We start from the raw sequence: 25,272 nt of genomic DNA, 5'->3' as shown, positions 1-25,272 counted from the left end.
TCCTCCACACCTACAACCACCACCGCTGCCACACCGCACTCGCAGGCCAGCCACCCATCAGCCGTGTGAACAACGCTTCAGGTCAATACACCTAGGGGCCTGTCCGGCCCTTCGTGCCTTCCGCGCCCTGCGTGCCCTTCGCGTCGCGGACCGCGCGGGAGCGGCCGGACAGGCCCTGGCCGGGCCGATCCCCGCCGCCGCGACCCCGGGCGGCCGGCCCCACTTCCTCCCGCTGGCCGACAGCGGGGTCCGAAAGGACACTGGACGGGTGCGTACTGTCACAGCGACCGCCGCCGCCGTCACCGCGGTGCTGGCCGCCGGAGCGGCGAGTGTCGCCGCCGGGCGGATGGCCAGCGACGCCGCGCTGAAGGCCCCCGCCGGCCGACCCCTGCCCACCGAACCGCGGCTGACCGTGCACGGCACGGCCGCCGGCCAGGTCACGCTCACCCGCGACCTCGCCTCCCTGCGCCGCGGCACCTACGGCCTCGCGGGCGACGGCTCGCACGCGGTCGTCGGCCCGGTCCTGACGACCGCCCCGCACTCCGCCGACACGGTCGTGCGCCGCCTGGAGCGCGTCACACACGGCACCCTGACCGCGGGCGACAAGGTGTGGCTCACCCCGAACGCCTACGTCGGCACCCCGGCCGGCGCCCTCGGCCTCGCCCACACCGACGTCGGGATACCCGGCGAACTGGGCACCCTGCCCGCCTGGTTCGTGCCCGGCCACCGCGACACCTGGGTGATCGCCGTGCACGGCCTCGGCGCCACCCGCGAACAGGCCCTGAACGTCATGGCGTTCCTGCACGACCGCCGGCTGCCCGTCCTCGCCCTCTCCTACCGCGGCGACCTCGGCGCGCCCCGCCCGCCGGACGGCCTCAACCACCTCGGCGAGACCGAGTGGCGCGACCTCGACGCCGCGATCCGGCACGCCGTCCGCGAGGGCGCCCGCAGCGTCGTCCTGCTCGGCTGGTCCACCGGCGCCACCATGGCCCTGCGCGCCGCCGCCCACTCCCCGCTCCGCGAGCGGGTCTCCGGGCTCGTCCTGGACTCACCGGTGCTCAGCTGGGAGACCACGCTGCGCGCCCTGGCCACGGCCCGCCACACCCCGGACGCCGTGCTGCCGCTGGCCGTCCGCGCCGCCCAGGGCCGCACCGGGCTGCTCGCCGACCGCCTCGGCGAGAGCGCGGACCCCGCCCTGATCGACGTCCCGACGCTGATCGTGCACGGCCCCGGCGACACCGTGGCGCCCTGGTGGTTCTCCCGCCGCCTCGCCGCCCTGCGCCCCGACCGGATCTCCCTGCACACCGTGCCGGACGCCCCGCACGCGGCGATGTGGAACGCCGACCCCCAGGAGTACGAGGAGCGGCTGCGCCGCTTCCTGACCCCGCTGATGTGACCCCGGCCCGCCCCGAACCGGCGCCCCGAACCGGCGCACTCGCCAAGAGGGCAACCGGTTCCACGCATTCCGTTTAGCGTGGTGCGGCCGACCCGATCCGGCCCCTTCCCGCCCCTCGGGACCCCATGTGTTGGCCAGCCCCGTCGCCCCCCGTGACATTCCGTTTGGGTTTTCGGTCCGTCAACCGGAAGACTGCACCCGTGACGTCCCGTATCCCGCGCGACTCCAGGCTTCGACTCGTCCGACCGCGACCCCTGGCCGCCGCCCCCCGAGCGATGAACCAGCGGCCCTCGCGCCGCCCCGCACCCCGGCCACCGGAGGGCACCCCCGCACCGGCCGAACTCGCCAGAATGGCCCGCTCCGGCCTCGCGGACGCCGCCCGCCTCGCCCACTGGGCCGACACCGCCCTCGGCCCCGGCGGCGACGGCGCCACCGACGACGGCAAGTCCACCCTCTCCGACGCGACCGCCGAACGGGCGGCGCACGAGCTCGGCCAGACCGTCGCCCAGATCCGCGCCGACTGGGACACCGCCCGGCTCGCCGGCCTCGTCGAGGTGCACGGCGGCATCGCCCGCCCCGGCTGGCGCCTGCGCGCCTGGGACCGCGACGACAGCGCCGTCCTGCGCGGCTGGGTCGCCCTCTTCGACGCCTGGTCGCTCGCCTACCCGGAACCCGCCGAGCACGAGCCCGCCGCCGTCGCCGAGGTCGTCTCGGCCATGCCCCAGGTGCTCTCCTTCCTCCAGCTCTCCGCCGGACCCGTCCCCGTCGAGCAGCTCCTCGACCTCCTCCAGCAGCGCGTCACCGAACTGCGCACCGAGCGCTGCGAGGTCCCCTACGAACCCGGCCCCACCGCCGTCCCCGCCCCGGCGCCGGTCGCGGAGGGCGCCGAACTGCCCGTCCCCGCCCCGGCCCTCGTCCCGGCCGTGCCGACCGGCACGGACCCCGGGCCCGCAGCGGACGCGACCCCCGCCGACGACACCGCCCTCGCCCCCCTCCTCGACTGGGCCCTGCACGCCCTCGCCTCCGTCGGCGCCCTCACCTGCGGCGACGGCCAGGCCACCCTCACCCCGCTGGGCAGCTGGGCCGTCTGGGTCAAGCTGGAGCAGATCTGCGTGGCCGCGCAGAGCCCCGCCGGGAACATCGAGCACTCCGCCGAGGACATGCTCCGCGGCTGCGCCCAGCTGCGGCCCAACGCCGCCCGCGCCGAGTACCGCGCCTGGCTCGCCGCCCGCACCGTCGGCAGCGCCGTCACCGAACTCGTCGACGCCGCCCGCGGCGAGGACGCCCTGCTGCGCGGACTGGCCTTCGAGGCGCTGCGCGTCGTCGGAGCCCCCGCCGAACCCGACGTGCGCGCCGTCCTCGACGAGCCGACCCTGCGCCCCTACGCCCTGCTGTGGCTCGCCGAGCACGACGGCGTCGACCCCGAGGACGCCCACGAGGTCCTCACCCGCGAGGAGGCCACCTGGCTGTGGGTCGACACGGCCGCCGCCGTCGCCGACCACGGCGAGGCCCCCCTGCTCGTACGGCACCTGGAGTCCGCCGTGCAGGCGACCGTCCCCCAGCTGCTCGACGAGGTGCGCGCCGTCGGCCACCCCCGCACCGTGCAGGTCCTCGTCGCCCTCGCCGCCGCCCACCCGGACCCCGCCCTCGCCAAGGCCGTGCGCCGCGCCGCCTTCCAGGTGCACACCGGGGGCTGACCGCCCCGGAGCCGGACTCAGGCCCCCGTCTCGGGGGCGTACGTCCCGAAGCTCCAGATGTTGCCCTCGGCGTCCCGGGCCATGTAGTCCCGCGAGCCGTACTCCTGGTCCGTCGGGGGCAGCAGGATCTCCACCCCGTGCTCCACGGCCCGCCGATGGTGCGCGTCCACGTCGTCCACCACGACGTACACCCCCGCCGGGCCCGCGTCCTTCATCGCCGTGTCGAAGACGCCGCCGCGGCCCTTGGAGCCGAGCATCACCACGCCGTTGCCCTGCGCCAGCTCGGCGTGGAGCACCGAGCCGTCCGTCCCCTCGTACACCGAGAGCTCCGTGAAGCCGAGGCCCTCCGTCAGCTGCCTGATCGCCGCCCGCGCGTCCGCGTACAACAACGTCGGACAGATGCCCGGCCGTGCGCCGCCCTTACCCGTCATGCCCGTCACTCCCTCGTGAAACGGTGTCCGTGCCGTGCCGTGTCGTGCCGGGCGAACCGCCATGAACACCCGCGATCCACCCTGCCGCCCAGTCTGGCACCGGCCACTGACAACGCCCCGCCGAACACCCGCCGCACCCTCGGCGGAACGTGTCGCACCGGGCCAGGTCCCCGGTCCTGAACCCCTGCGCGAACCACGTCACCAGCCTCACGGCGGCGGACGTCCAGGACGTCCAGGTCCGCGGCGGCGTCTTCGACACTGCATCGGCCACCGCACTCCGTCCGCCGCGCCCCCCGGCGTCATCCTCGCCCCGGGCCCGGCCGCCGGTCACCGGGCACGGGGCCGAACGGGCGACACCCGCCGCCCGCCCGCCGTGTCACCGCCGCCCGCCCCGCCCCCGTCCGCGCGCGTGACTACGCTCGACCCCTGTTCCGGGGGGGGCGCCGAGCACCGGGGGAACCGGGGAACCGGAGAAGGGGACACGGTGGCCGTACTGCCGAAGTGCCCCGCACCCCCCTCGCGGCCCCGCGACACCGCCGCACGGACCACACCCCCCGACCCCGCCCAGGTCCTCCCGCTCACCCGCTTCATCCCTTTCGCCCTCCTCGTGGTCCTCCTGGTGACGGCCGCCCAGCACACCGGACCGGCCCCCTACGGGGACCGCTTCACCCCGCACACCGCCGGTGCCGGAGGCACACCGCTCCTCCGCATCCGTGACGGTGCCGTCGAGGCGTACGACCCGGCCGGCCCGCGACCCCGCTGGCGCTACGCGCGCGACGGCCGCCGCGCCCTCGCCGCGCTGCCCACCCGCGGGAGCGCGATCGCCCTCTGGGACGACGGCCTCGTCACCGGCACCGACGGCCGCGCCGTGCGCTGGCACCGCGCCCTGCCCGACGCCGCGGGTACCCTCCGCGCGCGGGGCGCCACCGGCGTCCTGCGCCCCCTCGGACACGGCATGCTCGCCGTCGTCACCCCGCGCCGCGTCACCGGCTACCGCACCGCCGACGGCGACCTGCGCTGGGTGCTGCCCGCGCGCCCCGGCTGCGCGTTCCGCCCCGAACGTGCCGTACGTCACGGCGCCGCCCTGCTCGTCGCCCAGCCCTGCGCCGCGGGCGCCTGGACCGCCCAGCTCATCGCGGTCGACGACCTCGGCCGGATCGCCCCCGGCCGCGCTCCCCTGGGAAACGGCGCGCCCCGCGCGGAGATCGAACACCGGCACCCAGAAAAAGTGCTTGCCCCGCCCCGTTAGAATCGGGCCCATGGCCATTCTCCTCGCGCAATAGACGGCGGGAACGTCCGCAGTCGCCCACCCGCCACCACGACCCGCTCTGGAGTCTGTCCGTGATCTCCGCCTCCGGCATCGAGCTGCGCGCCGGTGCCCGCGTCCTCATCGAGAGCGCGACCTTCCGCGTCGCCAAGGGCGACCGCATCGGCCTCGTCGGCCGCAACGGCGCCGGCAAGACCACCCTCACCAAGGTCCTCGCGGGCGAGGGGATGCCCGCCGCCGGCACCGTCACCCGCTCCGGCGAGGTCGGCTACCTCCCGCAGGACCCCCGCACCGGCGACCTCGACGTCCTCGCCCGCGACCGTGTCCTGTCCGCGCGCGGCCTCGACGTCCTGCTGCGCAAGATGCGGGAGAACGAGCAGCGCATCGCCACCGGCCAGGGCGCCACCCGCGACAAGGCGATGCGGCAGTACGAGCGCCAGGAGACGGAGTTCCTCACCAAGGGCGGGTACGCCGCCGAGGCCGAGGCCGCCACCATCGCCGCCGCGCTCAACCTGCCCGACCGGGTGCTCGGCCAGCCGCTGCACACGCTCTCCGGCGGTCAGCGCCGCCGTATCGAGCTGGCGCGCATCCTGTTCTCCGACGCGGACACCCTGCTGCTCGACGAGCCCACGAACCACCTCGACGCCGACTCGATCGTCTGGCTGCGGGACTACCTGAAGACGTACCGCGGCGGCTTCATCGTCATCTCCCACGACGTCGACCTGGTCGACACGGTCGTCAACAAGGTGTTCTACCTGGACGCCAACCGGTCGCAGATCGACATCTACAACATGGGCTGGCGGCTGTACCAGCAGCAGCGCGAGGCCGACGAGAAGCGGCGCAGGCGCGAGCGCGCCAACGCCGAGAAGAAGGCCGCCGCCCTGAACGCGCAGGCCGACAAGATGCGCGCCAAGGCCACCAAGACGGTCGCCGCGCAGAACATGGCCCGCCGCGCGGACAAGCTGCTGGCCGGCCTGGACGCGGTGCGCGCCTCCGACAAGGTCGCCAAGCTCCGCTTCCCCGAGCCCGCGCCCTGCGGCAGGACCCCGCTGATGGCCGAGGGCCTGTCGAAGTCGTACGGCTCGCTGGAGATCTTCACCGACGTCGACCTGGCGATCGACAAGGGCTCCCGGGTCGTCATCCTCGGCCTCAACGGCGCCGGCAAGACGACCCTGCTGCGGCTGCTCGGCGGCGTCGAGCAGCCCGACACCGGCGAGGTCGTCCCCGGCCACGGCCTCAAGCTCGGCTACTACGCGCAGGAGCACGAGACCCTGGACCCGGGCCGCACGGTCCTGGAGAACATGCGCTCCGCCGCCCCCGACATGGACCTGGTCGAGGTCCGCAAGGTGCTGGGCTCGTTCCTGTTCTCCGGCGACGACGTCGACAAGCCGGCCGGAGTCCTGTCCGGCGGCGAGAAGACCCGGCTCGCCCTCGCGACGCTGGTGGTCTCCTCCGCCAACGTGCTGCTGCTCGACGAGCCGACCAACAACCTCGACCCGGCCAGCCGCGAGGAGATCCTCGGCGCGCTGCGCACCTACAAGGGCGCGGTCGTCCTCGTCACCCACGACGAGGGCGCGGTGGAGGCGCTCCAGCCGGAGCGGATCATCCTGCTGCCCGACGGCGTCGAGGACCTGTGGGGCGCCGACTACGCGGACCTCGTCGCCCTGGCTTGATCGAATGAGTGATCCACTGAGTATGGATCATTCGGCCCACGGGTGATCCATCATCTGTGTGAGATCTCCTCGTATCGAGGTGTGTCCTACAACCATCCGACGGCCGATCCCTTTGTCGACAAGGGATCGGCCGTTTCGCATCTCTGACCTGGTGCTTCGCGAAACAACCCGTTCAGCCCCATGGACACCACAGTCCGGAAGACCTGATTCCGCTTGTGGGGATGTGCTCCTGTCGTCAAAACCGTGTCTCACGGACCTTGCCGAATGGGTGGCCATCGCGCCCCGGAGGGGTGATCATGAGGAGACCAGAGCGCACTTCCCATGAGGAGGCACGGGTGGCCGAGACTCTGAAGAAGGGCAGCCGGGTGACCGGCGCCGCGCGCGACAAGCTCGCGGCAGACCTGAAGAAGAAGTACGACTCCGGTGCGAGCATCCGGGCACTGGCCGAGGAGACCGGCCGCTCGTATGGCTTCGTACACCGGATGCTCAGTGAGTCGGGTGTCACGCTCCGTGGGCGTGGCGGCGCGACCAGGGGCAAAAAGGCCGCAACGTCCTGACCCCCCGGGCGGCTTCTCGGCTTCGACGGTGCCACCCGGTCGGTCGGCTGAACGACCGGGTGGTTACTGTGCAGTCACTTAGCTGTGCCGTCGTACGGCCCCACGCCGTGCGCGGCGCAGGATGACCGCACTCATCGGAGGCGCCCATGGCTTCGCCCGAGCAGGACTTCGCTGCCGTACTGGACAAGGACGGCGTACGGCTCACCGTCGACGACGCGATCGCCACGGTGACGCTGACCAACCCGGCCAAGCGCAATGCGCAGAGCCCCTCGATGTGGCGGGCACTGGCCGAGGCAGGGCAACTGCTGCCGGGCTCCGTCCGTGTCGTCGTGCTGCGCGGCGAGGGCAAGTCCTTCTCCGCCGGGCTCGACCGGCAGATGTTCACCCCTGAGGGCATGCCGGGCGAGCCGACCTTCACCGATCTCGCGCGCCGTGACGACGCCGAGGTGGACGAGACCATCTCCTTCTACCAGGAGGGTTTCACCTGGTGGCGGCGGAGCGACATCCTGTCCGTCGCCGCGGTGCAGGGGCATGCCATCGGGGCCGGGTTCCAGCTCGCGCTGGCGTGCGACCTGCGGATCGTCGCGGACGACGTGCAGTTCGCCATGCGTGAGACCGGCCTGGGCATCGTGCCCGACCTCGGCGGCACCCATCCGCTGGTCGAACTGGTCGGCTACGCCCGCGCGCTGGAGCTCTGCGTGACCGGACGCTTCGTCCACGCGCAGGAGGCCGTCGCCACGGGCCTGGCCAACCTGGCGGTGCCCGCGGGCGAGCTCGACGCGGCGGTGCGGGACCTGACCGCGGCCCTGCTCGCGGCGCCGCGCGACGCGGTGGTCGAGACGAAGGCCCTGCTGCGCGGCGCGGCCTCCCGCACCTACGACGAACAGCGCGCCGCGGAACGCCAGGCCCAGGCCCGCCGTCTGCGCGACCTGGCGGGCATCGGCGACTGACCCCTGCCCGCGGCCCCGATCGCCGTCGCCGCGGGCACCCGATCGCCGCGGGGACCCGCCGGTCCCGGCCGGCGGTCGGGAGCCGTGTGGTCGGGAGCCGTGCGGCCGGTTCACTCCACCGCGGTGACCAGAAGGGTGACCGTCGGACGGTCCGGGAGGGCGTCGCGGACCGCCGCGCGGACCTCGCCGGCCACGTCCAGCGCGCGCCGGGCCGGGGTCACCGTCAGTTCCACGCGGACGTGGCGGTGCGCCAGGGACGTCTCCCCGCGCCGTTCCTCGACGCGCACCGCCCGGCCGAGGCCGCCCAGGGCGCTGGTGAGCCGTCCCGCCCCGGGGACGGCGAGCGCCGCCGTGCCCGCCCGGACCTCGTCCGCGTCGGTCGCCGCACGGGCCGACGGCGGACGCGGCGCCCGTACCGGTTCCGCCGGATTCTCCGCCCCGTTCCCCGCCTCGGGCTCCGGCTCCCCGTCGTCCAGCAGCGCGGTCACCCGCAGGTCCACCTCGGTGACCGCCAGCCCCAGCCGCCGCTCCGCGGCCTCCGCCAGGGCCCGCCGCAGCCGCTCGGCCGTCTCCGGCAGCGGGTCGACGGCCGTCGCCGCGAAGTCCGCCGTCAGCCGCAGCGCCCCCGGTGGGAGCGCGCCCGGCGGGGGCGCCACCACCGGCTCGGCCGCCTCGGCCGGATGGGCGAGCCCGACCCGCAGCGCGCCCACCCGCACCCCCGGCACCTCGCGCGCCACCCCCCGCAGCACCGCCCCGGCCGCCGCCTCCGTGATCCACGCACCGTCCCGCGGCCCGCCCAGGGGCAGCAGCCTGCCCAGACCCACATGGTGACGAACCGCCTGTGTCCAACTTTCCGCCGTCATTGCTCCAGCCTGCCGCATCCCCTGAGCGCGACCGGGCAACCGCACATAGGTTGGTCACAGAACGACGACCGAAAAGGACGTGCGGCGATGAGTGAGATGACGGAACGGCCGGCGACACCGGCCGGGATCGAGGACGACAGCCCGGTACAGACCCGCAAGGCCACCCGGCGCGGCGGTGGCGATCCGGCGGGCCGGGGCCGGACGACCATCGCGGACGGCGTCGTGGAGAAGATCGCGGGCCTCGCCGCCCGGGACGTCGTCGGCGTGCACGCCATGGGCAGTGGGCTGTCCCGGACCTTCGGCGCCGTGCGCGACCGTGTCCCCGGCGGCGCCAAGTCGGTCAGCCGCGGGGTGAAGGCCGAGGTCGGCGAGGTGCAGACCGCGCTCGACCTGGAGATCGTCGTGGACTACGGCGTGGCGATCGCCGACGTGGCCCGTGCCGTGCGCGAGAACGTCGTCGCGGCCGTGGAACGCATGACCGGCCTCGAAGTCGTCGAGGTCAACATCGCGGTGAGCGACGTGAAGCTGCCCGACGAGGAGGACGAGGAGCCGGAGCCCCGCATCCAGTGAGGCACGGTGACCTGACAGCACACGGCTGACGAGCGGAGGAAAGCGGCATGAACATGGCCGTGGTCGGCATGATCGCCGGAATGGCGCTGGGCTTCGCCGGGTATTTCGGCGGGTTCGGCGCCTTCCTGCTGGTGGCGGCGCTGGGCGCCGTCGGGTTCGTCGTCGGCCGCCTCCTGGAGGGCGACCTGGAGATCGGCGACTTCTTCCGCACCCGTGACGGCAAGCGCGACCGGCGCCGGTGACACCCGTGAGCGGTGCGGCCGAGACGGTGCGCGGGCCCGGCGCCGTCGCGCCCGGCGAACGCGGCGCCACCCGGATCGCCGACCGGGTCGTCGCGAAGATCGCCGCGCGGGCGGCCCGGGAGGCCCTCGGGGCGCTGCCCGGCGAGGCCGCGCCCCCGCACGCCACCGTGGTGGTCCACCACGACTCGGCACGGGTCCGCGTCCACCTCGAACTCGGCTACCCGAGCGACATCGGCGCCCGCTGCGCCGCCGTGCGTCGTCAGGTCGTCGAGCGGGTAGGCGCGTTGGTGGGCATGGACGTGCCGGAGGTCGCCGTCGAGGTCGAGCGGCTGCTTTCGGCCCCGGCGCACGGCACGGCACAGGGGAGGGCGTGATGAGCGAGTCCCAGGGCGCCGAGAGCGGCACGCCCCCGGCACCGGTCCTGGAGAAGGCCGACGGCCCCGGCCTCGACCAGTCCGCCTCCGCCGCGGCCTACGACCCGCCGCCCCCGGTGACCGCCGACGAGGGCGGCGACGGCCGCTTCTGGTCCGCGCGCCGGGTCCCCGCGGGCGTCGTCGCGCTCCTGCTCCTGCTCGGCGCGGCCGTCCTCCTGTACGACATCGCGGCCGTACGGGCGCACCGGCCCGCGATGCGCTGGCGGCGCACGCTCGCCCGGCAGCTCGCCGAACGGCCCCTGGACGACACCTGGGTGCTGGTCGGCGCGGGTGTCGCCGCGGCCCTCGGCCTGTGGCTGGTCGTCCTCGCCCTCACCCCCGGACTGCGCGGCCTGCTGCCCATGCGGCGCGTCCACGCCGACGTCCGCGCGGGGCTGCGGCGCGAGGCCGCCGCCCAGGTGCTGCGGGACCGGGCCATGGAGATCTCCGGCGTGCGCTCGGTACGGGTGCGGTTGCGGCGCAGGAAGGCCGACGTGCGGGCGGTCTCCCACTTCCGGGGACTGGACGAGGTGCGCGCCGACCTCGACAGCACGCTCGCCGACGCGATCCGCGGGCTCGGGCTGTCCCGGCCGCCCGCCCTGTCGGTGCACGTCGCCCGGCCCGGACGGAAGGGGTGAGGACCGTGCTCAGGACCGTCAACCGGGTACTGCTCGCGCTCGTCGGGCTGGTGCTGCTCGCGCTCGGCGGCTCGGTGCTCGCCGTGGGCCTCGGTCTACGGCCCCCGTCGTGGTGGATCCACGACGGCCGGCACGACGTCCTGCTCAGCGCCGCCGACCGCACCCGCTGGCGGGACGCCGGCTGGTGGTGGCCGGCCGTCCTGGGCGGCCTCGCGGTCCTCGTCCTGCTGGCGCTGTGGTGGCTGATCGCGGACCTGCGCCGGCGCCGCCTCACCGAGGTCCTGGTCGACACCGGCGACGGCGAGGGCGCGCTGCTGCGGGCCCGGGCCCTGGAGGGGGTGCTCGCCGAGGACGCGGCCCGCCTGGACGGAGTGGCGTACGCCCAGGCCACCCTGACCGGGCGGCGCAGCACCCCCGAGGCCCGCGTCCGGCTCGACCTGGACCCCGAGGTGGACCCCGGCCAGGCCCTCGCCACCCTGACGACCGAGTCCCTGACCCGCGCCAGAACCTCGGCCGGCCTCACAAGACTCCCGACCGAGGTACACCTACGAGCCCTCAAACACCGAGCGGAAAGAGTGAGCTGAGCCCCCGGACTGTTGGCCCGGGTCGTCAGAAGCCGTGGCGGAGGCCGCCGTCGATGGGGAGCATGAGGCCCGTCAGATAGGAGGCGGCCGGGGAGAGCAGGAAGGCCGCGGTCCGTCCGAACTCCTCCGGGGTCCCGTACCGGCGCAGCGGAATCCGGGACTGGCTCGCCGCCCGGGTCGCCGCCGGGTCCGCCGACAGCCCGTCCAGCTCCCGCACCCGGTCCGTGTCGATGCGCCCCGGCACCAGCCCCAGCACCCGGATGCCCCGCGGCCCGACCTCGTCCGCGAGCGACTTCGCGAAACCGGCGAGCCCCGGCCGCAGCCCGTTGGAGATCGTCAGCCCCGGGATCGGCTCGTACACCGAGCTGGACAGCACGAACGCGATGACACCGCCCGGCCCCAGCTCCTGCGCCGCGGTACGGGCGAGCCGCACCGCGCCCAGGAACACCGACTCGAACGCGGCCGTCCACTGCTCGTCCGTGTTGTCGGCGACGAACCCCGGCGGCGGCCCGCCCACGCTCACCAGCACACCGTGGAAGCCGCCGAACCGCTCCCGGGCCACCTCGATCAGCCGCTGCGCGGCCCCCGGGTCGGCGTTGTCGACGGCCACGCCCACCGCGTCGGGACCCAGCCCGGCCGCGGCCCCGGCGACCCGCTCCTCGTCCCGCCCGCTGACGACCACCTTCGCCCCGTCGGCGACCAGTTCGCGCGCGGTCGCGTGGCCCAGCCCGCGGCTGGCGCCGGTGACGACGTACACCCGGTCCTTCAGTCCAAGATCCATGAGCCCTATCCTGCCCCGTCCGCCCCGAACAGGGCGAGGGCCGTGTTCACCAGACCGATGTGGCTGAACGCCTGCGGGAAGTTCCCCAGCTGACGGCCGGCCACCGGGTCGTACTCCTCCGCGAGCAGCCCCACGTCGTTGACGAGGCCCACCAGCCGGTCGAACAGCTCCCGCGCCTGCTCGGTGCGGCCCGTCAGATGCAGCGCGTCCGCGAGCCAGAACGAGCAGGCCAGGAAGGCGCCCTCGGAGCCGGGCAGCCCGTCGACGGGGGCGCCGCCGGTGTCGTAGCGGCGGACGAACCCGCCGTGGCCCAGCTCCGCGCGGACCGCGTCGACCGTGCCGATCACCCGCGGGTCGTCGGGCGGCAGGAACCCGGCGCGGGGGATGAGCAGCAGCGCGGCGTCCAGCTCGCGCGAGCCGTAGTACTGGGTGAAGGTGTTGCGCCACGGGTCGTAGCCCTTCTCGCAGACCTCCCGGTGCACCTCCTCGCGCAGCTCCCGCCAGCCCTCCAGGTCGCCGGGCAGCTCCGGGTGCTCCTCCAGGGTGCGCACGGCACGGTCGGCGGCCACCCACACCATCACCTTGGAGTGCACGAAGTGCCGGCGGCCGCCGCGCACCTCCCACAGGCCCTCGTCCGGCTGCCGCCACTGGGTGCGCAGCCACTCCAGCAGCACGCCCTGGAGGGACCACATGTGCGGCTTGGGCGACAGACCCGTGCGGCGGGCCAGCCACAGCGAGTCCATGACCTCGCCGTACACGTCCAGCTGGAGCTGGTTCACGGCGCCGTTGCCGACACGGACGGGCGCCGAGCCGCCGAAGCCGGGCAGCCAGGGCACCTCGAACTCGGGCAGCCTGCGCTCGCCCGCCACGCCGTACATGATCTGGAGGTCGGCCGGGTCGCCCGCGACCGCGCGCAGCAGCCAGTCGCGCCACGCCTCGGCCTCCCTGTGGTAGCCGACGGCGACCAGGGCGCCGAGGGTGAGCGTCGAGTCGCGCAGCCAGCAGTAGCGGTAGTCCCAGTTGCGCACGCCGCCCAGCTCCTCGGGCAGGGAGGTGGTGGCCGCTGCGACGATGCCGCCGGTCGGGGCGTAGGTCAGGGCCTTGAGGGTGATCAGGGAGCGGACGACCGCGTCCCGGTACGGCCCGGTGTAGCGGCAGCGGGCCGTCCAGCGCCGCCAGTCGGTGACGCTGAGGCGCAGCGCGTCGTACGGGTCGACCAGTGCGGGGCGCGGCTCGTGCGAGGGGTGCCAGGTGAGCACGAACGCGACGCGGTCGCCCTCTTCGAGGGTGAACTCCGAGTGCGTGCCGAAGTCCTCGCCCCAGGTGCGGACGTGGGGTTCGCTGCGCAGCCACACGGAGTCCGGTCCCGCGACGGCGACGCGGTGCCCGTCGGACCTGCGCATCCAGGGGACGACCGAGCCGTAGTCGAAGCGCAGCCGGAGGGTGCTGCGCACGGTGACCCGGCCGCTGACGCCCTCCACGACGCGTACGACGTCCGGGGCGCGGTCGCGCTGCGGCATCAGGTCGGTGACCCGGACCGTGCCGTCCGGGGTGTCCCACTCCGTGTCGAGGACCAGGGTGTCGGGGCGGTACGCGCGCCGGGCGCAGGTGCCGGCGCCGAGTGGGGCGATCCGCCAGTGACCGTTGCTCTCGTCGCCCAGGAGCCGGGCGAAGCAGGCGGGGGAGTCGAAGCGGGGCAGACAGAGCCAGTCGACGGAGCCGTCCCGGCCGACCAGGGCGGCGGTCTGCTCGTCGCCGATGAGCGCGTAGTCCTCGATGCGGTGCTGCACGGGGTTCCGGTTCCCCACCGGGCACTTCCCACAATCAGGGCCGGGGCCGGGCGGGTGACCTCGCGTCCGCGGGGCGCGGGAGCCGGTCCCGGCGGGGCACCGTCAGACCGTCGCCGGCTCTGATTCCCTTTCCTCGGCGTCCGGGTCGGGGCCGGCCGCCTCGCGGTCGCGGACCTCCCGGCGCACCAGGACGTACCAGCCGACCGGGACCGCCGCGGCGAACAGCCACCACTGGATCATGTAGGCGTAGTTGAGCGGGGCGTCCTCCTTGCCCGGGTCGGAGAGCTGCTCCGGGCTGTCCCCCTTGGGCGCGGGCGCCGTCTGCTCGATGTAGCCGCCGAGGACGTCGGCGTGCAGCCGCCGGGACTCCTGCGCGCTGTTGATCAGCATGACCTGCCGGTCGGGCAGCCCCGCGAGGTTCTTGATGCCGCTGTCCGCGGTCGTCTCGTCGGCCATCAACCGTCCGGTGACGGTGGTCCGGCCGGCCGGCGGCGCGGGGATCTTCGGGAACGCGGTCTGCGCCCCGTTCGCCGGGATCCAGCCGCGGTTGACCAGCAGCACCTTGCCGTCCGTCAGCACGAACGGGGTGAGGACGTGGAAGCCGACCGCGTCGTCGGAGTTGACGCGCCGCCGGACCACGACCTCCCGGGAGGTGTCGAAGGTGCCGGTCGCGGTGACCGTGTGGTAGCGCTCGGCGCTCGTCACCCTGTGCCCGGCCGAGGTCAGCCGCTCCACGGGCACCGGATCGGCGGCCAGCGCGTCGGTGACGAGCTGGTTGCGGTGGCTGCGCTCCTCGTACCGGTGCATCTGCCAGATGCCCAGCCTGATCATCGTGGGGATCAGGAGCAGGGCGAGCAGGGTGAGAATCACCCACTGCCGGGTCAGAAGGAAGCGGTACACCCCACGACGGTACATCCGGGTCGTGGGGCGCGAATGCGTGGGGTACCGCCTCAGACCCGGTCGACGATCCCCGCCTTCCCCTCCGCGCGGGCGCAGTGGGCGCCGCAGTACCACTGGCCCTCGGCCTCCACGCCCTGGCCGATGATCTGGACCCGGCAGTGCTCGCAGAGCGGGGCCATGCGGTGGATCGCGCAGGAGAAGCAGTCGAAGACGTGCACGGCGCCCTGCGCGTGCACCTCGAAGGACATTCCGTAGTCGTTGCCGCAGACTTCGCATTTCGCCATGCGCCACAGGGTGGGCGGTGACGGGCGGCCGGGCGAGCGGCCGCCGGGCGAGTCGCACGGTTGTCACCCGATAGTACGGTTCTACTCCCACGACCGCCCGGGGCACTCGGGCGACGGCCGGGGGCACTCACGCGACCGCCGGGGTCACTCCGGCGAGGCGGGCTCCACGTCCCGCAGCAGCTGCCCGAACGCCGCCTCGTCGATCACCGGCGTCCCGAACTGCCGCGCCTTGGCCGCCTTCGACGTACCCGAGTCGGGGTCGTTGGTGACGAGCAGACTGGTCAGCCGGGACAGGCTTGACGCGATGTGCAGCCCCGCCTCCACGGCCCGGTCCTCCAGCAGCTCGCGGTCGACCGACGTGTCCCCGGAGAACGCGACCCGCATGCCCTGCTTGAGGCGTCCGCCCTCCTCGTACCGGCCCGGGTTCGGATACGGGCACGCGGGCCGCTTCCGGGACGGACGCCAACCGCCCGGCCGGTAGCCGCCGTAGCCCCCGTCCGCCTGCCGCCCGATCACCGCTGCCGGCCGGTCGTGCCACTCGGTCAGCGGCCGGCACTCCAGCAGCGGCAGCCGTACGTCCCCCGCCGCCGCGGCCCGCAGGCTCGGCCGGAACGCCTCCGCGAGCACCCGCGCGTCGTCGAGCGCGTGGTGGGCCCGCCGCTGGACCACACCGAAGTGGGCCGCGAGCGACTCCAGCTTGTGGTTGGGCAGCGGCAGCCCCAGCTCCTTGGAGAGCGCGATGGTGCACAGCCGCTGCCGCACCGGCGCCTCGCGCTTCGCGCGCGCGTACTCGCGGGCGATCATCTGCCAGTCGAAGACGGCGTTGTGCGCGACGAGCACCCGGTCCGCGAGCCGCGCCGCGAACTCCTCGGCGATCTCCTCGAACAGCGGCGCCCCCTCCAGGACATCGCTCGTCAGACCGTGGATCCACACCGGCCCCGGATCACGCTCCGGATTGACCAGCGTGTACCAGTGGTCCTCGACCTCGCCGCGCGCGTCCAGCCGGTACACGGCCGCGGAGATGATCCGGTCGTCCCGGGCCAGCCCGGTGGTCTCCACGTCGACGACCGCGTATCCCTCCGGATACGCGGCCGGCCACCGGGTGGGTGAGGGCGCTGCGGTCGTACGGTCTTCGAGCATGGTCACCGAGGATACGGTCCACGACCGACAGCGCGGTCCCCGAGGGCCCCCAGCACCCTTGCGGGGGTGGTCCGTTCGAGGGCGGTTCGGCCGACCGGAGGCGGAACGTCCGTCAATTGCCCCGCGCGTACGCCGTGTTCGAGGGCGCGCGGAGACCGCCGCCGAGTCGCCGTCGCCCTCCGGTCCCCGGGATGTCATCCTCCCTGCTGTGACCGAACCGAATCACAGTGAGGCCCACGGCGGGGCGCTCGGATCGCGGCTGAACTGGCTGCGGGCCGCGGTGCTCGGCGCCAACGACGGCATCGTGTCGACCGCCGGGATCGTCGTCGGCGTGGCCGGCGCGACCGGTGACCGGGCCGCGCTGCTGACCGCGGGGCTCGCCGGGCTGCTCGCCGGGTCGATGTCGATGGCCGCCGGGGAGTACGTGTCCGTGTCCACGCAGCGCGACTCCGAGCGGGCCGCCCTGGCCCTGGAGAAGCGCGAGCTGAAGGAGCAGCCCGAGGCCGAACTGGAGGAGCTGACCGGGCTGTTGGAGGAGCGCGGGCTGACCCGGGAGGTCGCCCGCGAGGCCGCCGAGCAGCTCACCGCGCGGGACGCCCTGAAGGCCCACGCGCGCGTGGAGCTGGGCATCGACCCGGACGCGCTGACCAACCCCCTGCACGCGGCGTGGGCCAGTTTCCTCGCCTTCACGGTGGGCGCGCTGCTGCCGCTGCTCGCGATCGTGCTCCCGCCGGCGCCGTGGCGGCTGCCCGTCACCGTGCTCTCCGTCCTGGCCGCGCTCGTCCTCACCGGCTGGAGCAGCGCCCGCCTGGGCGCCGCCGACCCCCGGCGGGCGGTCGTGCGCAACGTGGTGGGCGGCGCGCTGGCCATGGGCGTGACCTACGTGGCCGGGACACTGCTCGGCGCGGCGGGGGTGTAGCGGCCCGGCGGCTGCGGAGCGGGCCCTCCGCGCGCGAGCCGCCCAGGTCACGGCGTACGGTGAAGTGCGCCCGACCACCCCCCGGGCGCACCGCACAGCAGACCGTACGAGAGAGATCCTCGCCATGCGCGCCACCACCGTCCACGCCCCGTTCGACCTGCGCGTGGAGAACGTGCCCGAGCCCGTCGTCCAGCTCCCCACCGACGCGGTGGTCCGGGTGCTGCGGGCCTGCATCTGCGGCAGCGACCTGTGGGCGTACCGCGGCGTGGCCGACCGGAAGCCGGGGCAGCGCATCGGGCACGAGTTCCTCGGCCACGTCGAGGAGACCGGCTCCGAGGTGGGCACCGTCCGCCGCGGCGACCTGGTGGTGGCCCCCTTCATGTGGTCCGACGGCGTCTGCGACCACTGCCGCGAGGGCCTGACCACCTCCTGCGACCACGGCGGCTTCTGGGGCTCCGTCGGCTACGACGGCGGTCAGGGCGAGGCCGTGCGCGTGCCGTTCGCCGACGCCACCCTCGTCCCGCTGCCCAAGGAGGCGGCCTCCGACGACCGTCTGCTGTCCGCCCTGCTGACCCTCTCCGACGTGCTCGGCACCGGCCACCACGCGGCGCTCGGCGCGGGTGTGCGGCCCGGTGCCACGGTCGCCGTCGTCGGGGACGGCGCGGTCGGCCTGTGCGCCGTCCTGGCCGCGAAGCGGCTCGGCGCCGAGCGGATCGTCGCGCTGGGCCGGCACGCGGCCCGCACCGACCTCGCACGCCGCTTCGGCGCCACCGACGTGGTCGCCGAGCGCGGGGAGGCGGCCGTCCACGCCGTGCGCGAGCTGACCCGCGGCCAGGGCGCGCACGCCGTGGTCGAGGCGGTCGGCACCGAGCAGTCGATGCGCACGGCGGTGGGAATCACCCGCGACGGCGGCGCGATCGGCTTCGTCGGCGTCCCGCACGGCAGTGGCACCGGCCTCAACCTGACCGTCATGTTCGACCGGAACATCGCGCTGCGCGGCGGGGTCGCGCCCGTGCGCACCTACATCCCCGAGCTGCTGCCCGACGTCCTCGACGGCACCGTCGACCCCTCCCCGGTCTTCGACCTGACGGTCGGTCTGGAGGGCGTGCCGGACGGCTACAGGGCGATGGACGAGCGCACCGCGCTCAAGGTCCTCGTCACCGTCTGACCCGGGTGCCCGGATGCGTCCCGCCGCTCACACCCACTCCGGCGCGTCGGTTCCCCAGGGCACCGGCGGCCGGGCCCAGTCGGCGGGACCGCCCGCGAAGCACACCGCGGGCAGCGCGTACCGCAGCCGGCCGGACGCGCCGTCCCGCTCGGCCAGCCACGGACCCGGGCCCTCGTAGGGCGCGTCGCCCTCCGGCCCGCGCCGGACGCCGTCCGTCAGCCAGAGCGCCGTACGGGCCAGCGCGAGGCGGACATGGCGGCCCTCTCCGTCGTACGAGCGTTCCGTCAGCGCGCGCAGCACGGCGGCGGCGAGCAGATGGCCCGTGCCGTGGTCCAGGGCCTGCGCGGGCAGCGCGCCCGGCTCACCGGCCGTGCCCTCCAGGACGGCGATCCCGGTGGCCGCCTGCACCAGGCTGTCGAAGCCGCGCCGCTCCCGCCACGGGCCGTACGCGCCCCACGCCGACACCTGCGCCACGACCAGCCCCGGCCGCCGCTCGGCCAGCGCCCGCGGCGAGAGCCCGAACCGGTCGAGGGCGCCGGGCCGGTAGCCGGTGACGACGACGTCCGCCGCCGACAGCAGCTCCTCGAAGGTCCGCGCGTCCGCCGCCCGTGTGAGATCGAGCGCCGCCGAACGCTTCCCGAAGCCCGTGTCGATGTGCTGGTCGGGCAGTTCGGGCAGCCGGGGCGGGTCCAGGCGCAGCACGTCGGCGCCGAGCAGCGCCAGCAGCCGGGTGGCGACCGGGCCGGCGATGACCCGGGTCAGGTCCAGCACGCGCAGCCCGGCGGCGGGCAGCAGGGGAGTGCCGTCGAGGGGCGCGAGCGCCCGCGCGCGGGCGGTGTCCAGACGCCCGCGCTCCACCAGGGGCCGCTCCTCCAGCGCGGCCGCCTGCGGGTGCGCGGCCCACTGCCCGGGGGAGCGGACCGCGAAGGCGAGACCGCCGGCCGCGTACACGGTGTCCTCGACCTCCAGGGCCGTCCGCCCGGCGAGCAGCGCGGCCGTGTCGTCCACGGAGGCGCCCTCGGGCAGCCCGAGGGCGTCCAGCAACCGGGCCCGGTGGTGCGGGTAGTTGGCGTGGGTGCGCACCCAGCCGTCCGCCGTGCGCCAGAACCGCGACAGGGGAGCGAAGGACACCGGCGCCCGCCCGTCGACCAGCAACTGGCGTTCGCTGCGGTACGAGGTCGCCACGGCACCGTCGTCGATCCGCACCTCGGGCACCTCGGCGAGCCCGGCCCGCCGCGCCCCCAACTCGGCGGCGGCCAGCGCGCACACGCCCGTACAGGCGCGGGCCAGCTCCCGTACGGGCAGCCGGGCGCCGAGCGCTCCTCGGCGTACGACGGCGGAAACGCGGGAGACGAGATCCCGCTCCCCGCCCAGGGCCTCCCAGGCGGACTCGGTGTCGGTCGTCACGGTCATGACGGCACTATGCAGCATCGCCCCCGACGAGTCGTCGGTGCCCCGTGCGGCAGATGTGGTGACGGGCGGGCCGGAACACCTGTCCGGCCCGCCCGCTCCACCGCCGCCGGGTGCTACTTCGTCACGGCAGCCAGGGCGTCGGCCGTGCCCCAGCCGTAGAAGCCGTTGCGGTTCTTCGTGCCCTCGCACACCGCGTCGACCTTGCCGTCGCCGTTGATGTCGTACGGCTTGGTGCACGGCGTGGCGTCGGCCTCCGCGTACAGCAGGGCCTTCACCAGGGCCGCCGAGGCGTGCGGGTGCGTCGACTTGATCAGCGCGGCCACGCCGGCGACGTGCGGCGACGCCATCGACGTGCCGGCCATGTAGCCCCACTGTCCGCCGGGCAGCGGGCCGAGGATCAGACCGCTGGTCGCCGGGGGCGCGGGCGTCTGGTACGCCGTCGAGTCACCGCCGGGCGCGGCGATGTCGATGACGCCGAGGCCGTAGTTGGAGAACGACGACTTGATGCCCTTCGCGCCGGTCGCCGCCACGGTGACGACACCCGGCAACTGGGTCGGTATGTCATAGCACTTGCGCGGGTCGATCACCCGGTCCGACGGGGTGCCGTCGTTCGGGGAGACCGGGTCGGTGATCGAGTCGGCGGCCAGGTCGTAGCTCTCGTTGCCCGCCGCCGCGACGTTGACCGTGCCCTTCTTCTCCGCGTACCGCGTGGCCCGGGTGATGGCGTCCACGAGCGCCTTCTGGTCCGGGTCGTTCTTGCAGTTGAAGTACCACGGGTCCGTGTAATAGCTGTTGTTGGTCACGTCCACGCCGTGCTCGGCCGCCCACACGAAGCCGCATACGACGGCCTCCGTGTAGAAGTAGCCTGCGGTGGTGGCCACCTTGATGCCGGCGACCTTCACGCCCGGCGCCACGCCCGTGATGCCGACGCCGTTCTTGGCGCCCGCGATCTCACCGGCCACGTGCGTGCCGTGCGGGCTCTCGGCCGCGCTCGGCCGCCACGCCCCGTCGGTCGTGTCCGGCTTGCCCGTCACGCAGTTGGTGGAGGCGTAGCGGCTGAAGTTGGGCGCGATGTCCGGGTGGGTGTCGTCGACGCCGGTGTCGATGACGGCGACCGTCACCTTCTTGCTGCCGAGGGTCTTTTCGTGCGCCTTGTCCGCCTTGATGGCCGGCAGGTCCCACTGGAGCGGCTCCAGCGGGTCCTGCCCGGCGGCCGCCTGTGCCTTCGCGACCTGCTCGGCGCTGAGCACCTTCGGGGTGCCGACGTCGGTGGTGGACTGGGCGGGCAGCGGTGCGTTGCGGGTGTTGCCCGCGGAGTCGACCCCGCGCACCTTGCGCACGGTCTTGGCGAAGTCCGGGTTCGAGGAGTGGACGACGATCACGCCTATCTGGTCGTACGCGATCACGATCGTGCCGCCGGCGTCGGCGATGGCCTTCTTCACCTGCCGGGAAACCCCGTGTCCGGGGCGGACGTTGACGACGTAGCTGAGCGCCGTCGCGTCGGCGGTCGTCGCGGCCTTCGCGGCGGCCGGGGCGTCCGCGGCGGACGCGGTGACGTTCGGCAGGAACGCGAGGGCGGAGGCCATGGCCATGCCGACGGGAATCACCATGGCGCGGCGCAGTCGCGGCTGGGTCACTGTCATGTGTCTGTGTCTCCAGTTCGTTCGCAAAACGAGCGGGCCGTGCGGGAAGTCCTGTGGAGGGGGCGCTACTTGACGGCGCGCAGGGCGTCGACGACACCGGCCCCGTAGAAGCCGTTGTCGCGCTTGCCGCCGACGCACGTGGCGTCCACGACGCCGTCGCCGTCCCCGTCGTACGGGTCGGCCGGGCAACCGGGGTTGTCCGCCTGGGCCTTGAGCAGCGCCTGGAGCTGTGCCGGGGTCGCGCGCGGGTGGGTGGACTTCAGCAGCGCGGCCACACCGGCGACGTGCGGTGACGCCATCGACGTGCCCTGGAGGTAGCCGTACTCGTTGTTCGGCAGTGTGGACAGAATGCGGCCGTTCTGGGACGGCGTGTCCGGGATCTGGAAACGGTCGCCGCCGGGGGCCGCGACGTCGACGACACCCTTGCCGTAGCTGGAGTAGTACGACTTGGCGCCCTTGAAGCCGGTGGCGCTCACCGTGACCACGCCGGGCAACTGGGTGGGGATGTCGAGGCACTTGTGCGGGTCGACCGTCCGGGGCACGGGGGTCGAGTCGTCGGGGCTGGAGTCGTCGACGAGGGCGTCCGCGTCCAGGTCGTCGTTGGAGTTGCCCGCCGAGGCGACGTTCAGCGTGCCCTTGCGCTGGGCGTACCGCTGCGCCCGGTCGACCGCGTCGACGATGGCGCGCTGGTCGGGGTCGTCCAGGCAGTTGTAGAGCCACGGGTCGACGTAGTAGCTGTTGTTGGTGATCTCGACGCCGTGGTCGGCGGCGAACACGAACGCGCAGACCACGCTCTCCGGGAAGAACAACTGGCCCGCGTCGGGCTGGGCGACGGTGATGCTCGCGACCTTCACGCCGGGAGCCACACCCGCGACGCCCACCCCGTTGCGGGCCGCGGCTATCTCACCGGCGACGTGCGTGCCGTGGTAGTGGTCGGCGTCCACCGGGCGCCAGGCGCCGTACGTCGTGTCCGCCTTGCCGCTCACGCAGTTCGCGGACTGCGCCGCGGAGAAGTTCGGGGCGATGTCGGGGTGGGTGTCGTCGACGCCGGTGTCGATCACGGCGACGGTCACCTTCCGGCTGCCCGGGTCTATGCGCGCGGCCCTGTCGGCGCCTATCGCCCGCAGGTCCCACTGGTCCGCCTCCAGCGGCTCGGCGCCCCGCGCCGCGCCGCGGGCGACCTTCGCGGCCTCCGCCTTCGACAGCACCTGCACGGCGCCCTCGTCCGTGGTCCCGGCGGGGCTGAGCGGGGCGGTGCGGGTGGCGCCCGCCGACTGCACTCCGCGCACCGCGCGCAGGTCCTTCGCGAAGTCCGGGTCCGAGGAGTGGGCGACGATCACACCGATCCGGTCGTACGTCGCCACGACCGAGCCGCCGTGCGCGGTGATCGCGCGCCGCACCGAGGCGATCGTGCGGTGGTCCGTGCGGGTGTTGACCACGTACGCCAGCGCCGGGCCGTCCGCCGCCCGGGACGCGTGGGGTGCCGAGGGGGCCGCCGACGCCACCGACGGCAGGAAGCCCAGCGAGGCGGTCAGCGACAGCACGACCGGAACGGCCAGGGCGAGCCTGCGTCTGGAGCGCAGATGAGGCATGGGGTCTCCACATCATCCGAATACGAAACCTGCCCGGCGCACAGGTGGTGCTGGGCAGGTGCATGACGGGTGGTGCAGTGGTGAAGCTATCTCCCCATATCGCTGGCCAGCAATGACTTCGGGAGACCACTTCCGAAAGAACCCAAAGGACTTGAACCGGTCCCCACGCCGCGCCGTGGACCTTCGACAGGAGACCCGACCGGCGTCGGGCACCGCCGCCCATCACCCGCGACACGAGGAGACTCCGTGGCCACCGAGACACCGCCCCCCTCGAAACCCCACCCCCAACTCCCCTCCACCGAGGAGTTCACCGAGGTGCAGGAGAGCGCGGAGTTCGGTGAACTGCGCCGCTCCTACCGCTCCTTCGCCTTCCCGCTGACCGTCGCGTTCATCGTCTGGTACCTGCTGTACGTCCTGCTGTCCAACTACGCGGGCGACTTCATGGGCACCAAGGTCGTCGGCAACATCAACGTCGCCCTGGTCCTCGGACTCGCCCAGTTCCTCAGCACGTTCCTCATCGCCTGGTGGTACTCGCGGCACGCCGCCGCCAACCTCGACCCCAAGGCCGAGGCCATCAAGTCCCGGATGGAGGGCGGAGAATGAGCCCCGCGATCACCCTGGCCGCCGGCGAGGCCAGTGAGCACCGGCCGCTGATCATCACCCTGTTCGCGATCTTCGTCGCGGCCACCCTCGTCATCACCGTCTGGGCCGGCCGCCAGACCAAGGACGCCGCCGACTTCTACGCCGGCGGACGCCAGTTCACCGGCTTCCAGAACGGCCTCGCCGTCTCCGGCGACTACATGTCCGCCGCGTCCTTCCTCGGCATCGCGGGCGCCATCGCCCTGTTCGGCTACGACGGCTTCCTGTACTCCATCGGCTTCCTGGTCGCCTGGCTCGTCGCCCTGCTCCTGGTCGCCGAGCCGCTGCGCAACTCCGGCCGCTACACCATGGGCGACGTCCTCGCGTACCGCATGCGCCAGCGCCCCGTCCGCACGGCCGCCGGCACCTCCACCATCGTCGTGTCGATCTTCTACCTGCTCGCGCAGATGGCCGGCGCGGGCGTCCTGGTCTCCCTGCTGCTCGGCATCACCAGCGACGGCGGCAAGGTCGGCATCGTCGCCCTGGTCGGCGTCCTCATGATCGTGTACGTCACCATCGGCGGCATGAAGGGCACCACCTGGGTCCAGATGGTCAAGGCCGTGCTGCTGATCCTCGGCGCCCTGCTGCTGACCTTCCTGGTGCTGCTGAAGTTCGACTTCAACGTCTCCGACCTGCTCGGCAGCGCCGCCGACAACAGCGGCAAGGGCGCGGCCTTCCTGGAGCCCGGACTGCGCTACGGCGCCACCGGCACCAGCAAGCTCGACTTCATCTCGCTCGGCATCGCCCTGGTCCTCGGCACCGCCGGCCTGCCGCACATCCTGATCCGCTTCTACACCGTGCCCACCGCCAAGGCCGCCCGCAAGTCCGTGATCTGGGCCATCGGCCTGATCGGCGCCTTCTACCTGATGACCCTCGCCCTCGGCTTCGGCGCCGCCGCGCTGATCAAACCGGACGAGATCATCGCCTCCAACAAGGCGGGCAACACCGCCGCCCCGCTGCTCGCCCTGCACCTCGGCGGCGTCGACTCCAACTGGGGTGCGATCCTGCTCGCCACCATCTCCGCGGTCGCCTTCGCCACGATCCTCGCGGTCGTCGCCGGCCTGACGCTCGCCTCCTCCTCGTCGTTCGCGCACGACATCTACGCGAACGTCATCAAGAAGGGGCAGGCCAGCGAGAAGCAGGAGATCAACGCCGCCCGCTACGCCACCGTCGGCATCGGCGCCGTCTCCATCGTCCTCGGTGCCCTCTCCCGCGACCTGAACGTCGCCGGTCTGGTCGCCCTGGCCTTCGCGGTCGCCGCCTCGGCGAACCTGCCGACCATCCTCTACAGCCTGTTCTGGAAGCGGTTCACCACGGGCGGCGCCCTGTGGTCGATCTACGGCGGCCTCGTCACCGCGGTCGGCCTGGTGCTCTTCTCGCCGGTCGTCTCCGGCAAGGAGACCTCGATGTTCCCCGACGTCGACTTCCACTGGTTCCCGCTGGAGAACCCGGGCATCATCTCGATCCCGGTCGGCTTCCTCCTGGGCGTCGTCGGCACCTACCTGTCGAAGGAGGAGCCGGACGCCGGGAAGTACGCCGAGCTGGAGGTCCGCTCGCTCACCGGCACCGGGGCGCACTGACGCTCCCGCGCGTGGCCGCGCCGCGGAACCCCGCGACGCGGCCACCCGCCCCCCGTTATGTTCTTGGCGGTCCTGCAAGAGGGCCGCTGGCCTCCGGGCCCGGCATGACTGGTCCCCCCTGTCGAACGGATGACCTGGGGGG

25 protein-coding genes are annotated in these 25,272 nt (G+C 73.9%); 15 read left to right on the top strand and 10 right to left on the bottom strand.

The annotated features are described in order from the left end of the window. The first annotated feature begins 268 nt into the window (after nucleotides 1–268). Nucleotides 269–1,396 (top strand): alpha/beta fold hydrolase, encoded by a 1,128-nt coding sequence (locus tag AB0F77_RS41545; RefSeq protein ID WP_361959462.1) that lies wholly within the window; start codon nucleotides 269–271, stop codon nucleotides 1,394–1,396. Nucleotides 1,397–1,671: 275 nt separating this feature from the next. Then, nucleotides 1,672–3,093 (top strand): hypothetical protein, encoded by a 1,422-nt coding sequence (locus AB0F77_RS41540; RefSeq protein WP_361959459.1) that lies wholly within the window; start codon nucleotides 1,672–1,674, stop codon nucleotides 3,091–3,093. A gap of 17 nt (nucleotides 3,094–3,110) precedes the next feature. Here the strand turns inward: AB0F77_RS41540 and AB0F77_RS41535 are convergent, their stop codons facing one another. Then, entirely contained in the window at nucleotides 3,111–3,524 is a 414-nt protein-coding gene (locus tag AB0F77_RS41535) for a VOC family protein (protein ID WP_361959456.1), read from the bottom strand. Nucleotides 3,525–4,008: 484 nt separating this feature from the next. On the opposite strand from AB0F77_RS41535, the gene AB0F77_RS41530 reads away from it, so the two are divergent. From AB0F77_RS41530 to AB0F77_RS41515, 4 genes are all read left to right on the top strand, one after another. Then, nucleotides 4,009–4,773, top strand: coding sequence for a hypothetical protein (locus AB0F77_RS41530; protein WP_361959454.1), 765 nt, complete (start codon nucleotides 4,009–4,011; stop codon nucleotides 4,771–4,773). Nucleotides 4,774–4,865: 92 nt separating this feature from the next. Beyond that, complete coding sequence (locus AB0F77_RS41525; protein ID WP_361959451.1) at nucleotides 4,866–6,464, top strand: ABC-F family ATP-binding cassette domain-containing protein; 1,599 nt, start codon at nucleotides 4,866–4,868, stop codon at nucleotides 6,462–6,464. Nucleotides 6,465–6,799: 335 nt separating this feature from the next. Then, nucleotides 6,800–7,021 (top strand): helix-turn-helix domain-containing protein, encoded by a 222-nt coding sequence (locus tag AB0F77_RS41520; protein WP_010355597.1) that lies wholly within the window; start codon nucleotides 6,800–6,802, stop codon nucleotides 7,019–7,021. Nucleotides 7,022–7,167: 146 nt separating this feature from the next. Continuing rightward, nucleotides 7,168–7,971 (top strand): enoyl-CoA hydratase/isomerase family protein, encoded by an 804-nt coding sequence (locus tag AB0F77_RS41515; RefSeq protein WP_361959448.1) that lies wholly within the window; start codon nucleotides 7,168–7,170, stop codon nucleotides 7,969–7,971. Nucleotides 7,972–8,081: 110 nt separating this feature from the next. Here AB0F77_RS41515 and AB0F77_RS41510 read toward each other — a convergent pair whose 3' ends face one another. Beyond that, nucleotides 8,082–8,834, bottom strand: a complete 753-nt coding sequence (locus tag AB0F77_RS41510) for a nucleopolyhedrovirus P10 family protein (RefSeq protein WP_361959445.1) — start codon at nucleotides 8,832–8,834, stop codon at nucleotides 8,082–8,084. Between the two features lie 96 nt (nucleotides 8,835–8,930). Here AB0F77_RS41510 and AB0F77_RS41505 point away from each other — a divergent pair, with 96 nt between their 5' ends. From AB0F77_RS41505 to amaP, 5 genes are read left to right on the top strand one after another with little or no spacing between them, the layout of a single operon-like run. After that, nucleotides 8,931–9,404: an Asp23/Gls24 family envelope stress response protein gene (locus AB0F77_RS41505; RefSeq protein WP_361959468.1), complete on the top strand. Its 474-nt coding sequence runs from the start codon at nucleotides 8,931–8,933 to the stop codon at nucleotides 9,402–9,404. A gap of 47 nt (nucleotides 9,405–9,451) precedes the next feature. Further along, nucleotides 9,452–9,646, top strand: a complete 195-nt coding sequence (locus tag AB0F77_RS41500; RefSeq protein WP_361959442.1) for a hypothetical protein — start codon at nucleotides 9,452–9,454, stop codon at nucleotides 9,644–9,646. 5 nt (nucleotides 9,647–9,651) lie between these two features. Beyond that, a complete protein-coding gene (locus tag AB0F77_RS41495) occupies nucleotides 9,652–10,020 on the top strand; it encodes a hypothetical protein (RefSeq protein ID WP_361959439.1) in 369 nt (122 codons plus the stop codon). After that, nucleotides 10,020–10,697 (top strand): DUF6286 domain-containing protein, encoded by a 678-nt coding sequence (locus tag AB0F77_RS41490; protein ID WP_361959436.1) that lies wholly within the window; start codon nucleotides 10,020–10,022, stop codon nucleotides 10,695–10,697. The genes AB0F77_RS41495 and AB0F77_RS41490 overlap by 1 nt, the downstream gene beginning before the upstream one ends. Next, complete coding sequence (amaP, locus tag AB0F77_RS41485; RefSeq protein ID WP_361959433.1) at nucleotides 10,694–11,281, top strand: alkaline shock response membrane anchor protein AmaP; 588 nt, start codon at nucleotides 10,694–10,696, stop codon at nucleotides 11,279–11,281. Before AB0F77_RS41490 ends, amaP begins: the two co-directional genes overlap by 4 nt. Nucleotides 11,282–11,306: 25 nt before the next feature. On the opposite strand, the gene AB0F77_RS41480 is transcribed toward amaP, so the two are convergent. The 5 genes from AB0F77_RS41480 to AB0F77_RS41460 form a co-directional block, all read right to left on the bottom strand. After that, a complete protein-coding gene (locus AB0F77_RS41480; RefSeq protein WP_361959430.1) occupies nucleotides 11,307–12,062 on the bottom strand; it encodes an SDR family oxidoreductase in 756 nt (251 codons plus the stop codon). Between the two features lie 5 nt (nucleotides 12,063–12,067). Further along, complete coding sequence (locus AB0F77_RS41475) at nucleotides 12,068–13,852, bottom strand: glycoside hydrolase family 15 protein (RefSeq protein WP_361959427.1); 1,785 nt, start codon at nucleotides 13,850–13,852, stop codon at nucleotides 12,068–12,070. A gap of 102 nt (nucleotides 13,853–13,954) precedes the next feature. Next, nucleotides 13,955–14,752, bottom strand: a complete 798-nt coding sequence (locus AB0F77_RS41470) for an SURF1 family protein (RefSeq protein WP_361959424.1) — start codon at nucleotides 14,750–14,752, stop codon at nucleotides 13,955–13,957. Between the two features lie 50 nt (nucleotides 14,753–14,802). After that, nucleotides 14,803–15,036 (bottom strand): hypothetical protein, encoded by a 234-nt coding sequence (locus AB0F77_RS41465; protein WP_361959421.1) that lies wholly within the window; start codon nucleotides 15,034–15,036, stop codon nucleotides 14,803–14,805. 144 nt (nucleotides 15,037–15,180) lie between these two features. Next, nucleotides 15,181–16,176 (bottom strand): DEDDh family exonuclease, encoded by a 996-nt coding sequence (locus tag AB0F77_RS41460; RefSeq protein WP_361959465.1) that lies wholly within the window; start codon nucleotides 16,174–16,176, stop codon nucleotides 15,181–15,183. Nucleotides 16,177–16,384: 208 nt separating this feature from the next. On the opposite strand from AB0F77_RS41460, the gene AB0F77_RS41455 reads away from it, so the two are divergent. Together AB0F77_RS41455 and AB0F77_RS41450 are read left to right on the top strand one after the other, a co-directional pair. Further along, nucleotides 16,385–17,095, top strand: coding sequence for a VIT family protein (locus AB0F77_RS41455; RefSeq protein ID WP_361959418.1), 711 nt, complete (start codon nucleotides 16,385–16,387; stop codon nucleotides 17,093–17,095). 124 nt (nucleotides 17,096–17,219) lie between these two features. Continuing rightward, entirely contained in the window at nucleotides 17,220–18,263 is a 1,044-nt protein-coding gene (locus AB0F77_RS41450; protein WP_361959415.1) for a zinc-dependent alcohol dehydrogenase family protein, read from the top strand. A gap of 27 nt (nucleotides 18,264–18,290) precedes the next feature. Here the strand turns inward: AB0F77_RS41450 and AB0F77_RS41445 are convergent, their stop codons facing one another. The 3 genes from AB0F77_RS41445 to AB0F77_RS41435 form a co-directional block, all read right to left on the bottom strand. Continuing rightward, nucleotides 18,291–19,676: a CoA transferase gene (locus tag AB0F77_RS41445; protein WP_361959412.1), complete on the bottom strand. Its 1,386-nt coding sequence runs from the start codon at nucleotides 19,674–19,676 to the stop codon at nucleotides 18,291–18,293. Nucleotides 19,677–19,789: 113 nt separating this feature from the next. After that, the gene (locus tag AB0F77_RS41440) at nucleotides 19,790–21,319 is read right to left on the bottom strand and encodes a S8 family serine peptidase (RefSeq protein WP_361959409.1); all 1,530 of its coding nucleotides are present in this window, start codon (nucleotides 21,317–21,319) and stop codon (nucleotides 19,790–19,792) included. 65 nt (nucleotides 21,320–21,384) lie between these two features. Continuing rightward, the gene (locus AB0F77_RS41435; protein WP_361959406.1) at nucleotides 21,385–22,911 is read right to left on the bottom strand and encodes a S8 family serine peptidase; all 1,527 of its coding nucleotides are present in this window, start codon (nucleotides 22,909–22,911) and stop codon (nucleotides 21,385–21,387) included. A 246-nt stretch (nucleotides 22,912–23,157) separates the two neighbouring features. On the opposite strand from AB0F77_RS41435, the gene AB0F77_RS41430 reads away from it, so the two are divergent. Then, nucleotides 23,158–23,514, top strand: a complete 357-nt coding sequence (locus tag AB0F77_RS41430) for a DUF485 domain-containing protein (RefSeq protein ID WP_361959403.1) — start codon at nucleotides 23,158–23,160, stop codon at nucleotides 23,512–23,514. Next, the gene (locus tag AB0F77_RS41425) at nucleotides 23,511–25,130 is read left to right on the top strand and encodes a cation acetate symporter (protein WP_361959400.1); all 1,620 of its coding nucleotides are present in this window, start codon (nucleotides 23,511–23,513) and stop codon (nucleotides 25,128–25,130) included. The genes AB0F77_RS41430 and AB0F77_RS41425 overlap by 4 nt, the downstream gene beginning before the upstream one ends. Nucleotides 25,131–25,272: the final 142 nt, after the last annotated feature.

The sequence above is a fragment of the Streptomyces sp. NPDC026672 genome, assembly GCF_040638185.1.
In the GTDB taxonomy this organism is placed as follows: Bacteria; Actinomycetota; Actinomycetes; order Streptomycetales; family Streptomycetaceae; genus Streptomyces.
This window is presented reverse-complemented; position numbering and strand designations above follow the sequence as displayed.